This window comes from Cytobacillus gottheilii, assembly GCF_018582665.1.
Lineage (GTDB): Bacteria > Bacillota > Bacilli > Bacillales > Cytobacillaceae > Cytobacillus > Cytobacillus gottheilii.
This window is the reverse complement of record NZ_CP071709.1, coordinates 2910884-2923398: the sequence shown is the minus strand read 5'-3', so window position 1 is coordinate 2923398 and position 12515 is coordinate 2910884. Positions and strand designations below refer to the sequence as shown.

General features: G+C 38.3%; 13 protein-coding genes. 12 read left to right on the top strand and 1 reads right to left on the bottom strand.

The features are described 5' to 3' along the window. Positions 1-189: 189 nt before the first annotated feature. Together lysA and J1899_RS14450 are read left to right on the top strand one after the other, a co-directional pair. On the top strand, positions 190-1509 hold the full coding sequence (lysA, locus tag J1899_RS14455) for a diaminopimelate decarboxylase (protein ID WP_214474825.1): 1320 nt from the start codon (positions 190-192) through the stop codon (positions 1507-1509). Positions 1510-1974: 465 nt separating this feature from the next. Continuing rightward, positions 1975-2343 (top strand): GNAT family N-acetyltransferase, encoded by a 369-nt coding sequence (locus tag J1899_RS14450; protein ID WP_214474823.1) that lies wholly within the window; start codon positions 1975-1977, stop codon positions 2341-2343. Between the two features lie 81 nt (positions 2344-2424). Here J1899_RS14450 and J1899_RS14445 read toward each other — a convergent pair whose 3' ends face one another. Beyond that, complete coding sequence (locus tag J1899_RS14445; protein WP_066443999.1) at positions 2425-2937, bottom strand: DUF309 domain-containing protein; 513 nt, start codon at positions 2935-2937, stop codon at positions 2425-2427. Between the two features lie 296 nt (positions 2938-3233). Here J1899_RS14445 and J1899_RS14440 point away from each other — a divergent pair, with 296 nt between their 5' ends. From J1899_RS14440 to resB, 10 genes are all read left to right on the top strand, one after another. Beyond that, positions 3234-4001, top strand: coding sequence for a segregation/condensation protein A (locus tag J1899_RS14440; RefSeq protein WP_214478853.1), 768 nt, complete (start codon positions 3234-3236; stop codon positions 3999-4001). Further along, entirely contained in the window at positions 3988-4575 is a 588-nt protein-coding gene (gene scpB, locus J1899_RS14435) for an SMC-Scp complex subunit ScpB (RefSeq protein WP_066444006.1), read from the top strand. The genes J1899_RS14440 and scpB overlap by 14 nt, the downstream gene beginning before the upstream one ends. A gap of 217 nt (positions 4576-4792) precedes the next feature. Further along, positions 4793-5281, top strand: coding sequence for a YpuI family protein (locus J1899_RS14430; RefSeq protein WP_066444008.1), 489 nt, complete (start codon positions 4793-4795; stop codon positions 5279-5281). Positions 5282-5582: 301 nt separating this feature from the next. Further along, positions 5583-6476, top strand: a complete 894-nt coding sequence (locus tag J1899_RS14425; RefSeq protein ID WP_214474821.1) for a superoxide dismutase — start codon at positions 5583-5585, stop codon at positions 6474-6476. A 439-nt stretch (positions 6477-6915) separates the two neighbouring features. Continuing rightward, positions 6916-8067, top strand: coding sequence for a D-alanyl-D-alanine carboxypeptidase family protein (locus tag J1899_RS14420; protein ID WP_214474819.1), 1152 nt, complete (start codon positions 6916-6918; stop codon positions 8065-8067). After that, complete coding sequence (locus tag J1899_RS14415; protein WP_066444016.1) at positions 8060-8647, top strand: nucleoside recognition domain-containing protein; 588 nt, start codon at positions 8060-8062, stop codon at positions 8645-8647. Before J1899_RS14420 ends, J1899_RS14415 begins: the two co-directional genes overlap by 8 nt. 6 nt (positions 8648-8653) lie before the next feature. Next, positions 8654-9184: a spore maturation protein gene (locus tag J1899_RS14410; protein ID WP_151573127.1), complete on the top strand. Its 531-nt coding sequence runs from the start codon at positions 8654-8656 to the stop codon at positions 9182-9184. Between the two features lie 252 nt (positions 9185-9436). Continuing rightward, positions 9437-10165 carry a 23S rRNA pseudouridine(2605) synthase RluB gene (gene rluB / locus J1899_RS14405; RefSeq protein WP_214474817.1) on the top strand — a complete coding sequence of 243 codons (729 nt, stop codon included), beginning with the start codon at positions 9437-9439 and terminating at the stop codon, positions 10163-10165. A 173-nt stretch (positions 10166-10338) separates the two neighbouring features. After that, positions 10339-10860 carry a thiol-disulfide oxidoreductase ResA gene (resA, locus tag J1899_RS14400; protein WP_066444029.1) on the top strand — a complete coding sequence of 174 codons (522 nt, stop codon included), beginning with the start codon at positions 10339-10341 and terminating at the stop codon, positions 10858-10860. A 22-nt stretch (positions 10861-10882) separates the two neighbouring features. Further along, on the top strand, positions 10883-12502 hold the full coding sequence (gene resB, locus J1899_RS14395) for a cytochrome c biogenesis protein ResB (RefSeq protein ID WP_214474815.1): 1620 nt from the start codon (positions 10883-10885) through the stop codon (positions 12500-12502). Positions 12503-12515 lie beyond the last annotated feature (13 nt).

The window sequence follows — 12515 nt, the reverse complement described above, 5'->3', positions numbered from 1 at the left end:
GTATTTTCAACTGAATAAAGCGTTAAAGGATACAGAATATTTTATTATGCTTATAAAAGAGTTCAGCACCAGCGCTTAGGATGCACGTAAGTCATAAATGGTTAAAAAACAGCAACGTTCAACGTTGCCATTTATGGTTAGATGGACTGAGCATGGTGCGTGCGCTTTTCTTTTGGGGGTATTGGGTGGATGTATTTTAATGGCACAGCACAGGTAAATGAAAAAGGGCACTTGCAAATTGGCGGAGTAGATACACTTGACTTAGTAAGTCAATTTGGAACGCCGCTTTATGTATATGATGTTGCATTAATCAGAGAACGTGCAAGAGGCTTTAAGGAAACGTTTGACAAGCTTGGCGTAAAAGCACAAGTCGCCTATGCAAGTAAAGCCTTTTCTACGATTGCGATGGTTCAGCTTGTAGAAGAAGAGGGATTATCACTTGATGTCGTTTCAGCAGGTGAACTGTATACAGCTTTGGCTGCAGATTTTCCAGTGGAACGCATTCACTTCCATGGCAATAATAAAAGCCGTGAAGAGCTGGAAATGGCTCTAGAAAAAGGAATCGGCTGTATAGTTGTTGATAACTCCTATGAACTTCAATTATTAGAGCGTATATGCGGAGAAAAAAAGCAGAAGGCTAACATTTTATTGCGCGTTACACCTGGAATTGAAGCACATACACATGATTATATTTTAACTGGCCAGGAAGATTCTAAATTTGGCTTTGATCTGCAAAATGGACAAGCAGAAGCTGCTCTGCAGAATGCTTTAAATTCTCAAGCATTTGAAGTGCTTGGCATCCATTGTCATATCGGGTCACAGATTTTTGAGACAACTGGATTTATTTTAGCTGCTCAGAAAATCTTTGAAAAACTAAATGAGTGGAAACAGCGTTTATCGTTTGAACCTGCTGTTTTAAATTTAGGCGGCGGATTTGGCATTCGTTATACGAATGAGGATGAGCCGATTGCTGCGTCACAATATGTGGAAGATATCATTACAGAAGTGAAAAATCTTGCACAGCACTATAACATGAAAATGCCCGAAATTTGGATTGAACCTGGCCGCTCTCTTGTTGGAGATGCAGGGACAACTCTTTATAAAATTGGATCACGTAAAGAAGTGCCAGAAGTAAGAAAGTATTTGGCGGTTGATGGAGGGATGAGCGATAACATCAGACCAGCTCTTTATCAGGCGAAGTATGAAGCAGTTTTGGCTGGAAGACCTCTGGAAAAAGCAAATGAGGTCGTTTCAATTGCCGGGAAATGCTGTGAATCCGGGGATATGCTCATTTGGGATTTGCCTTTGCCTGAGAGTGATGACAATGATGTGCTGGCCGTTTTTTGTACAGGTGCTTATGGCTATTCAATGGCCAATAATTATAATCGTCTGCCGCGCCCGCCAGTTGTCTTTGTGGAAAATGGTGAAGCTCAGCTAGTCGTCCGCCGTGAAACATTAGATGACTTAATTCGTTTAGATTTATCTATTCAAACGAAAATCAAGAATTAATGTCTTTAGCGTAAAATGAATCACATGAACCTATAAATACTTTTTCAGCAAAGCTGCCGGAACCGGCAGCTTTTGTTAATTTTTGTGAGACTTCAATTGCACGGCTAAAAAGCACATGGAAAAATCAGAGCAGATGGTGTACAATGAATCATAGTTTCCATTCACTACAGATTTGCAGGAGTATGGTGTATATGAAAAAAAGCAATTGGATCCTTTTTACCGTCATTCTGATGTTTGGTCTGCTCTGGGGTTTATATTATTGGTTTTTTATCGTTCTTGGCTAACGTGCATACCGAAGAACAATAGCATATAAGAAACATACAGACTATCTTACATATAATGATGCAAACAGTTTATAATGCTGTTCAGATGGGGAAAATAGAAAAATGGGTTTCATCCTTATACTTTAATTTCTCCACTTGACTGATCAAGCCCGACTTTAAACAAATTTAATGAGGGATAATTATGTTAATTCGATATAAAAAAACATTTGAAAAGATTGCAATGGGCCTTTTATCTTTTATGCCTAATGAAAAAGATTTAAAAAAATTGCAGCAAACTATGAAATTATATGAAACAGAGCGGCATATGCAGCTTTTTTTGTGGAAAGAAGAAGAGGATATTATTGGGCTTGTAGGTCTATCCTTTACTGAAGATACAATGGAACTGCTTCATGTATCTGTTAATCCATCACATAGGCAGCAGGGAATCGGAAAAGCGATGATCAAAGCTCTGCAGGACATGTATCCAGAGAAGATTATGACACCATCGGAAGAAACGGAAGCTTTTTTGCATAGATGCCAAACGAATGAAACAGGAAAAGGCAGTGTATAATCACTGCCTTTTCTATGTGTTCATTTCTTTAACTGTATCCACCAATCCTGAGTAAGGACCGCAGCATATACGAGTGAAGGTTTACCTTTTATTCTGTAAGGCGGCATCTCTTTCCGCAATTACCTCACTGCGGTCTCTTCTTGAATGGCGGTGGATTAAATCCAGGTTTGTTAAATCACTTGCACAGCACCACGCTAATCCTAATGAAGTACACTCCTCCATCGCTCTCTGAATAAGAACAGGATCCTTAATAGGCATATTATAGCTTTCATACGGCTGTCTATTTTCGATCTCTGTATACTTCTTCTGTAAATCCGCAAGAAAAACATTCGTTTGCAGACCAAGGCCAGTTATTTTCTCTTTTTTGTTATAAAAAATATCAAGCGCTTTTTTTAATGTCCGTTCTGCTCCGTGATAGTTTAAACGGCGATGATGATAACAGGAAACGGCAAATAAAATAAAGCCGACCCAAATAGAGTTTTTATGGTAATCCTCTGTTTGTTTCCAATATTCCTCTAAAATTTCATGACATTCAAAATAATCACGGTCTCCGTGAAAGTGAACGATAAATTTTATATATTCGAGTGGGTACAAGTCATCACTCCTTCATAAATCCTGACGTGCAATTTAAACAGTTTTTCTTTATTTGAATTATTTTATCATAAAAAGACAAATACATACCTAATTTTAGCATTGGATAACCGCAATGAATCCTATATACTAATATAGAAAATCTGTTTGTGACTAGGTTCTGCTGTCAATACAGAAAAGACATATCTGTTCATACTTATGATATTAAAATACCCATTAGGACAATCATATGGCATAATGGATATTCATGCATAATAATTCTCTATTTGATTCTTGAAGAAATTTTGGTGGTACGAATGATGCAATATAATGTTAAGATAGATGCTTTTGAAGGTCCATTGGACTTGCTGCTGCACTTAATCAATCGATTGGAAATTGATATTTATGATATTCCAGTGTCAAAGATAACGGAACAATATTTACTATATATCCACACGATGAAGGAGCTGCAGCTTGATGTGGCAAGTGAATATTTAGTAATGGCTGCGACACTTCTGGCAATTAAGAGCAAAATGCTCTTGCCTAAACATGAAGAAGATGAGCTTGAGGATGAGTACGGACTGGAAATGGAAGACGATCCCCGGGATGAACTTGTTGAAAGATTAATAGAATATAAGAAGTATAAAGAAGCAGCCGAAGAGTTAAAAGAGATGGAACAGGAAAGAGGCATGATTTACACCAAGCCTCCGAGCGACCTTGCGGTATATGCGGAAAGCGAGCAGAATGATTTAAAAGATCTAAATGTTTCTTTATATGACATGCTGGGAGCCTTTCAGAAGCTATTACGAAGAAAAAAACTGCAAAAGCCGCTCTCAACAAAGATTACCCGACAGGAAATACCCATTGAAACAAGAATGGAAGAAATCATTTCATTTATTAAAAATTCTCGCGGCCGTACAACCTTCTACAGCTTATTCCCAAAAGAGGACAAGGAGCATCTTGTTGTTACCTTTTTAGCAGTATTAGAGCTAATGAAAAGGCAGGAGATTGCTGTAAGTCAAGCGGGGAATTTTTCTGAAATATTTATAGAAGCAACGGAAGGAGAAGCAGTAAATGGAATTAATTAATTGGAAAGGCATCTTAGAAAGTCTTCTTTTTGCTGCAGGAGATGAAGGTTTATCGATAAAGCAAATTATGAACGTGCTTGAGATTGATGAATTGCAGGCAATTGAAACCGTTGAAAAGCTTAAGCAGGAATATGATGAGCAAACTTCAAGAGGTATTATGCTTGTTGAAATGGCAGGAACATATCAGCTCGCTACAAAAAAGGAAAATGCCGTATACTTAAAAAAACTGGTCGAATCTCCTTCAACCGCATCCCTCTCGCAGGCTGCTTTAGAAACATTAGCCATCATTGCTTATAAACAGCCCATTACGAGAGCTGAGATAGAAGAAATCCGCGGAGTTAAAACAGAGCGTCCCCTGCAGACACTAACCTCTAAAGTGCTGATTAAAGAAGTAGGCAGAGCTGAAGGAACAGGACGTGCCTATTTGTATGGCACTACAAAAGAATTCCTGGATTATTTTGGCCTTAATCACATTGATGAGCTTCCTCAGCTCCCAGATGACGTTGAGGATGAATCATTGTTGGACGAAGCAGATTTATTTTTTGAAAAATTCCAGGAAACGATTGATAATTGACTTTTCTGAAACATTTAAAGCTTGTTTGTGGTAAAATTAAATAGGAAGTACGATCCTTCAGATTGAGACTAGGAGGGACGATCCTATTTAGCAAAGTGTAGAGAAGGACAAGCAGGAAAATCGTCATTGTTCAGGACAATTACATGTCCGAAATTGGAAATTTGTCATAAGCTAATATAAAAAAAGAGTGCTGTTTGATCATTTGGAGGTGTAAGTATTGGGAAATGCCATTGTTAAGACGCAAATGGAGGATGTTAAAAATTTCCTAGGGAATACTGTATCTGTATTTGAAGATTTCCTGAACGAAACGACCGTTTCAGGGTTATTATCGGAAGAGCAAGGCAACAAGGATTATTATAAACAGGTTCTTTCTAATATAAGAAAGCTGCTCGTTTATTGTGAAGAAGGCTTAGATGCTTGTAATATCATTATTTTAGGTGAACCCTTCCAGAAGGGAGCTGCAGAAAAGACGCTTTATCGCATTTATCATCAATGTGTAGAAGAATTTTTCTCTCCTAAAAATGATACTTGGTTCGAGAACAGCCGATCTGCTTACACTGGAAAAAATTCAATCCGTTTTCATGAACCAGTGCCGCATAGTGTGCAAAACCTTTTCCAAGGACTAGAATCTGATTTTCAGCATATTAGAGAAGAACTAGAATACTATGAGACGGATTATAGAACAAAAATGATCCAATCAAGATAAATCCTGAATATAATCAAGACAACCAGCCGAAACCATCATATAAAGTTGTTTTCGGCTTTTTTTTATCCAGAAATATATGAGCAAAATGAAGAATGGAGTGCTGTGGATGACAGTCAGAAATAGAAAACCGCTTATGTTTGTATGGGCAATCATAGGCGCTATTTTTGGAATGCTAGCTTATCAAAATGGATGGTTAGGTTAATAGTCAGTTCTTTTGCTCATCAGGACATTTTCTCATTCTAGCGGCCAAGCAATCTTTCATACGATTGTAGGAGGTCATTGAAAAGAAAGGAAGGTTCAGATGAGCAAAATGAATGAATACGTGCAGGATGTTTTTAAATGGAATGATGAAATGAAGAAATTTCTGGAATCAGAAAATGTGGATCGCAATAACGAGCTATGGCAAAAGCTGGACAGTTTCACTGAAATTATGAACAGAATGAATCAGCCATTAAATGCGCAAGAAATCAACGGTATTCATGAACAAGTAGAGGGCTTGCAGGAGGATATGGAAAATTATTTTCGGGAGCGTTCAAGCTTAGGCAATATATTCTCAACTCAAGAGCCCTTTATTTCAGCAGGAAAACATGCCCTGCCTCCGCTGCCATATGCTTATAACAGCCTAGAGCCCTATATCTCAGAAGAAATTATGAGATTGCATCATGATAAGCATCATCAATCTTATGTAGATGGCTTGAACAAAGCAGAAAAAGAATTAGAGAAGGCGAGAACAACAAATGACTTTTCACTAATAAAGCATTGGTCTAGAGAGCTGGCCTTTCATGGATCTGGTCATTATTTGCATACGATATTCTGGAATAACATGTCTCCTGATGGCGGAGGAAAACCTGCTGGCTCACTCTTAAAAGAAATAGACAAATACTTTGGCAGCTTTGATCAATTTAAAAAGCAATTCTCTGAAGCAGCAAAACAGGTAGAAGGCGTAGGCTGGGCGATACTAGTATGGTCACCGAGGTCGCGCCACTTGGAAATCCTTCAATCAGAGAGACATATGATCTTAACTCAATGGGACACAATTCCCTTGCTTGCACTAGATGTTTGGGAGCATGCTTATTATTTACAATATAAAAATAAGAAAGCAGACTATGTGGATCAATGGTGGAATATAGTCAACTGGAAAGACGTTGAAGACCGATACTTAAAAGCTTCTGAATTAAAGTGGAAGCCATATTAATAACAAATTGAAGAAGAGTCTGGGACATAAGTATTTAACACTCTCATAGAACCGAATGGTTAGGAAGTCATCTTTCTATTCATTCGGTTTTTTTTATGATTATAAAATATATTTTATTAACATGAGTGAAATGGAGCGGAGGACACTCGACTCCTGTGGACAATAGAGGAAAGGGTGAGACCCCGCAGGAGCGCGCGACGAGGAGGCTCAGCTTCCTCCCCACGGAAAGCGAGGGTCTGCAGCGCAGGTGGAACGGACTTGTTTAAATACCCAAACCAAGATATTGAAAATTCGTGTTTTAGAAAGATTCATTTTTGTTTTGTCTCAGGCTCTTTTTGTTTTTTTAAGACGATGTAAAACATCTTGTTCCAATTCAAGGCATATCCATCTTCATTTTGCATAAACTTGTACAAACAATAATGTGAAACGGGGATTGGCAATGAAACTCTTTAAAAAGCTCGTCATTTTATCGATTACTTTGACATTTCTTTTGGTGAATGTCCCGCATAAAGCAGACGCTGCCATTTCAGTCAGTGCCAGCAGCGCGATCTTAATGGAACAAGAGTCTGGAAGGGTTCTATATGGAAAAGAGGCAAATACGAAACGAAGAATTGCCAGCATTACCAAAATAATGACCGCGATTCTTGCAGTAGAATCTGACAAGCTTGATGAGACGGTTAAGGTAAGCGGAAATGCGATTAGGGCAGAAGGTTCTTCCATCTATTTGCAGGAAGGTGAAAAGATAAAGCTTGAAGATTTAGTTTATGGGCTAATGCTCCGCTCCGGCAATGATGCGGCCGTTGCGATTGCTGAGCATATAGGCGGCAGTTTAGAAGGTTTTGTTTTTTTAATGAATCAGAAGGCAGAGGAAATTGGGATGATAAATACTCATTTTGAAAATCCTCACGGGCTCGATGATCATGAAAATCATTATTCAACGGCATATGATATGGCAATCCTGACTCGGTATGCAATGGAAAATGAGATGTATAAAAAGATCTCTGGAACAAAGGTACATAAAGCACCAAATCCAAATGAAAGCTGGGATCGTGTCTGGAATAATAAAAATCGCTTATTAACACAACTGTATGATCATACAACTGGAGGGAAAACGGGCTATACGAAAAGAGCTAAACGGACTTTAGTGACTACAGCAGAGAAGGATGGGCTAGAGCTTATTGCTGTTACACTCAATGGTCCAGATGACTGGAATGACCATATTCAAATGTATGAAACAGCCTTTAAAACATACGAACCGGTAGAAATATTATCGGAAGGAAGTATTGAAGAGGCAGATGAAGGAATTTATAAAAATAAAATTTATTTAAAAGGTCATTATAGCTATCCAGCAACAGCAGAGGAAAAAGAGAATTTTAAGGTGGAGTATCAATTAATCACTCCTAAAGATGGTTGGGAAGAAAGTGCTGACATACCCGATGTGGTCGGGAAAGCCATTGTCTATTTGAATAATGAACAAATAAAAACGATGCCCATTTATTTTGAAAAAGAACAAGAATTAGAAGAAAAATCATTCTTTGATAAATTCCGCAGTATATTCTCTTTTATTGTGGGTGTGAAGCAAGATGGTTAATATCATTTGGGTTCTATTAACGTTGATTGGAATTGTGTTTGCGATGTTCAATGGAACAATGAGTGAAGTGAATGAAGCTGTCTTTAATGGAGCGAAAGAGGCAGTGACTTTATGTATTGGTTTGATCAGCATTCTCGTCTTTTGGCTCGGAATGATGAGAATTGCTGAGGATGCTGGTCTATTGAAAAAGCTGGCAAACTTGTTTAAGCCGATTGTCAAAAGGCTATTCCCTGAGGTACCTAACGATCATCCTGCAATGGGCTATATTTTATCCAATATGATGGCCAATTTATTCGGCTTAGGCAATGCAGCTACACCGCTAGGCATTAAAGCGATGGAAGAATTGAAAAGGCTAAATGGCGGAAAAGATTATGCAAGCCGGTCGATGATTACATTTTTAGCAATAAATACTTCAAGCATTACCCTCATTCCAACGACGGTCATTGCCATCCGAATGAATTATGATTCTGCCAATCCTACCGATATAGTCGGACCAACGCTGATTGCAACCTTTTGCTCTGCTCTTGGTGCTATTTTAATAGACCGCTATTTTTATTATAGAAGAACTCGAAAAGGATGAGGTTGTATGCAAATTGTCTCACTTATATCTTTGTGGTTTATACCCGTTTTAATTGGCATCATACTTATCTACGGTACGATAAAAAAAGTTCCAACCTATGAAAGCTTTACTGAGGGCGGTAAAGAAGGAATAAAAATTGCGGTATCAATTATTCCCTTTCTAGTTGGAATGCTTGTAGCGATATCTGTATTTAGAGCTTCTGGCGCCCTTGAATATATGATGGGCTTTATTAAACCGGCATTAGAAGCAGTAGGAATTCCAGCTGAGATTGTACCTCTAGCCATCATTCGGCCAATTTCCGGAACGGCAGCACTCGGAATGACGAGTGATTTAATTGCTTCATATGGACCAGATTCCTTTATTGGAAGACTTGCATCTGTGCTGCAGGGGAGTACAGATACTACTTTTTATGTGCTGACAGTCTATTTTGGTGCTGTTGGGATTAAGAAAATGGGAGATGCATTAAAGGTTGGACTGCTGGCTGACCTTGTCGGTATTGGAGCAGCGATCATTGTTGTAACCCTGCTTTTTGCTTAAATGATTATTACTATATAATATAAAACAAAAAACCCGATCCATTAGCAGGTGTTTAAATCTGTTTAATGGGCCGGGTTTCTTATTATTTTTAAAATAGTGAAATGGAGCTTAAATTAGCATATTTTCATCGTCATATGCTAATTTTCTGCGAGTTTTTACAGTTTATCGTATAGCTTACTTTGAAAAGAAGCTGGAATATGGCATAATTCATAAGGATAGAAAATGTATTGTCGAAATATATGAGGTGACAAAATGGAAAGATTGCAAAAAGTAATAGCCCATGCTGGCATTGCGTCAAGGCGTAAAGCAGAACAATTAATTAGCGAGGGGCATGTGAGAGTAAATGGTCAAGTCGTCAAAGAGCTGGGAGTTAAGGTTGGCTCTAATGATAAAGTAGAAGTTGATGGCATCCCGATTGAACGGGAGCAGCCTGTTTATTTCTTATTTTATAAACCAAGAGGAGTTCTCTCCGCGGTATCAGATGATAAAGGCAGAAAAGTAGTAACAGATTATTTTCAGCAAATCGAACAGCGAATCTACCCTGTTGGCCGATTAGATTATGAAACTTCAGGTTTGCTGCTCTTAACAAATGACGGAGAATTCGCCAACTTGTTAATGCACCCAAGAAATGAGATTGAAAAGGTATATGTGGCAAAGGTGAAAGGCATTCCATCAAAAGAGAGTTTAAGAAGTCTGCAAAAAGGCATTCGGCTAGAAGATGGGAAAACAGCACCAGCCAAAACAAAGCTGTTATCAATGGACAAGAAGAAACAAACTTCGATCATTGAATTAGTCATTCATGAAGGAAAGAATCGTCAAGTGCGCAGAATGTTCGAAGCAATTGGCCATAATGTCCTGAAATTAAAAAGAGAACGATATGCTGCATTAACTTTAGAAGGACTTTCTCCTGGGGATGGAAGAGAGTTAACTGCTCATGAAGTGAAACAGCTTAGAACACTAGCAAACAAAGGGAAAAAATAGAAAATATTGAAATGATTTTGTGTAAATGTCACATTTACTTCACATTGTTAACAACGTCTATATGCTAAAAAATGTTATAATTATGTACAAATTGCTTTACTGAGTATTTGTGATCAGATACAAAATGTTTCCTTAACGCTCTGTTTTTTTGTGTTGAATGGGGAGGGCAAACGATGAAGAAAAAACGGCTTGTGATACGAACGGTGATCCTGCTCCTGCTCGGAGCTGCAGTAGCGTATACATTGTATGCAAATTTCAGCAGTGATGATATTAGAAAAGTGGCTATTAATGAGAAGGCTCCTGACTTTGTACTAACAGATATGGAAGGAAATAAGCATCAGCTCTCCGATTATGAGGGACAGGGGGTATTCCTCAACTTCTGGGGGACATGGTGCAAGCCTTGCGAGAAAGAAATGCCATATATGAACAACCAATATAAGCAATTTAAGGAGCAAGGGGTACAGGTGCTTGCAGTGAATATTAACGAATCGGATTTTGCCGTCAATAAATTCACTTCAAGATATAATCTGGATTTTCCAATTGTAATCGATAAAGGGGAAGTAATGGAAGCTTACGGAATTGGTCCGCTGCCTACAACGTTTTTAGTTGATAAGGATGGAATCGTTATCAAGAGACTTGAAAGCGGAATGACGGAAGCAATGATTAAGGGGTACATGGAAGAGATTAAACCATAAGGGTGTATGGGGAGTTTTTACAATGAAAGAAGTTATTTGTGAATGCGGTCACCACAATCCGCATGGTACCGTTTTGTGTGAATCATGCGGAAAAGTTCTAATTGAAAAAGATAAAGATAAAAAGCTGCTGGATATGCGGTATGAGGGAAGTGCAAGACGTTCTCAAACCTACAATAAAACAATTATTGATAAAATCTGGAACTTCTTCTCTTCTGTCAAAGTGGGCGTATGGCTAATTGTCATCACATTGATTGCTTCAGCACTAGGTACAATATTTCCGCAAGAAATGTACATACCGCCAGTTATGCCTGCATCTGAATACTATGAAGACCAATACGGCTGGTTAGGGCAACTATATTATACACTTGGCTTTCATAATTTATACAGTTCTTGGTGGTATCTGCTCTTAATAGCCTCTATTGGAATCTCTATCATTATTGCCAGCTTAGATAGAGGGATTCCTCTTTACAGGTCTTTAAAAACACAGAGAGTAACAAGACATGAAGGGTTTTTAAAGAGACAGAGACTATTCAGTGTGTCAGAGGCAGGAAGCGAAGATCAAACGTTTGAATCAGTTAAAGAAAAGCTAAAAGCAAAACGTTATCGCATACGTGAAGAAGATGGAAATATCCTCGCTGAAAAAGGCAGATTTTCTAGATGGGGTCCATATGTGAACCATGTTGGCCTAATTATTTTCTTAATAGGCGGTATGCTTAGATTTGTTCCTGGGATGTATGTCGATGAAATTTTATGGGTGAGGGAAGGCGAAACAAAAGTTATTCCTGAAACGGACGGCCAATATTATCTTGAAAATCACGAATTTATTCTTGAGACGTATGACAAAGAAAATTCTAAACAAGAATTTGCTGCAGCCATTGATGATAAAGGAATGGTGGCGAAGAACTTCCAGTCAGATGTCACTTTGTATAAAACAAAGGGAGAAACAGTTCATGGTGAAACACCACAACTGGAAAAAGTAAGAGATGACAGCATCCGTGTTAATCATCCACTTAAATTCGAAGATTTGGCCTTATATCAAGTAGACTATAAGCTTGATGAGCTAAATCAAATGACCTTTGCTTTATCCAACAAAGAAACAAATGAGGAATATGGAGATTTAACCATTGACTTGTATGATCCAAAGGACACCTATGATCTTGGTAATGGATATCAAGTAGAGATTGTTAGTTATTTCCCTGATTTTGAATTTGACGAAAACTCTGAGCCTATTACAAAATCAAGAATACCGAACAATCCAGCATTTGTATTTAAAATGTTTACACCAGACAAGCCTGAGGGAGAAGTGAGTTTTGTAGCAATACAGCAAACCATTGAACCTTTCACCGACAATGAATACAAAATGTCTTTTAAAGCGGTAGAAACGAAAGATGTTACAGCCTTAACCGTCAGAAAAGATTTAACGTTATGGGTGCTGGCACTGGGCGGATTCATTTTTATGATTGGCGTCGCACAAGGATCCTACTGGAATCATCGCCGAATCTGGCTGCGAAAAGTCGATGGCGAAGTCTGGATGGCAGGACATACAAATAAAAACTGGCATGGTCTTAAACGTGATATAGCTTCTGTTATTGATGGAACAGACTTGAACGAACCAGCAGATCAGCTTGATAAGAAAGAGTAAACATAGGGGGGAA